Origin of the sequence: Bilifractor sp. HCP3S3_D3, from assembly GCF_052063915.1 — a bacterium.
Taxonomy (GTDB): Bacteria; Bacillota; Clostridia; order Lachnospirales; family Lachnospiraceae; genus Bilifractor.
In genome coordinates this window covers 1-1,122 of record NZ_JBQHWP010000048.1, presented here as the reverse complement: position 1 = coordinate 1,122, position 1,122 = coordinate 1, and the positions used below count along the sequence as shown (strand labels likewise).

The 1,122-nt window shown below is 54.0% G+C and carries 1 protein-coding gene; it reads left to right on the top strand.

Annotated elements, in window-relative coordinates; all coding sequences use genetic code 11:
- Nucleotides 1-414 precede the first annotated feature (414 nt).
- On the top strand, nucleotides 415-1,122 hold a 708-nt coding region (locus tag ACTNDI_RS13950), incomplete at its 3' end, for a reverse transcriptase domain-containing protein (RefSeq protein WP_441101567.1).

Sequence of the window (1,122 nt, the reverse complement as noted above, 5' to 3'; positions counted from 1 at the left end):
GTGCGCCCGGCGGGCGCACGTTCCAAAGGGTGAAAGTCCCGACCCCGCCCGGCAGTGGGAAGGGGATAGCCGAACAGCAAGGGTGTCCACCGCGAGATGGAATCTGAAGGAAGCTGTAAGCAAACCACTGGGCTGACGAACAGGAAGCCCATCAGGCTGTGAAGCGCGGATGAGACTGCCAAGCAAGTCAAAGTCCAATAACTGCACGGAGCGCCAGCAGTATATGGGACAGTCATAAGTGGGAAAGAACGTGTGAGTACCCGGGGAGGTCTCACGGACGTATCCAATGCGACATAACACTCGCGGATACGGTCGAAATAAGGTTTACCGTGAGAAGTCAGCAGGAGCCGTATTACAAGACCGGCAAACGTACGTAAACCGGAAAGGGCTCCACATAAGGAGATGCAGCAAATCTTGGCAACCGAGGACAGACTTAACGGCAGACAACTTCATATCGAAGACTACCTGCGTGTGATACCTGCGGAACAGGGAAATGAAACAGGAGTGCCGGACTATCGGAGGATTGCGGATGACGACAGCATCAGCAGATACTTTCAACCGGACAACCTGCTGGAAATCATTCTTCGCGCAGACAACCTGAATAAGGCGTACCTGAAGGTGAAGAAGAACAAGGGTAAAGGTGGGATCGATGGAATGCAGGTGGATGAACTTCTGCCCTACCTGAGAGAGAACCAGAGCGGACTTGTCCGGCAGCTGCGGGAGGGGAAATACAAGCCCAACCCAGTCCGCAGGGTAGAGATACCCAAGGAGGAGAAAGGCAAAGTCAGGAAACTTGGAATACCGACGGTGGTGGATCGTGTGATCCAGCAGGCGATTGCGCAGGAGCTCATGCCAATATACGAGAAGCAGTTCTCGGACAACAGCTTCGGGTTTCGGCCGGGAAGAGGATGTCATGACGCCCTGAGGAAGTGCCTCAGGCTGGCGGACGAAGGCTATGTGTATGTAGTGAGTATGGATTTAGCGTCATACTTTGATACCGTGAACCACAGCAGACTCATAGAGGTGCTGTCGCGGACAGTCAGGGACGGACGTGTCATATCGCTGATACACAAATACCTGAATGCCGGGGTCATGGAAGACGGCGGCTTTCACGCAACAGAA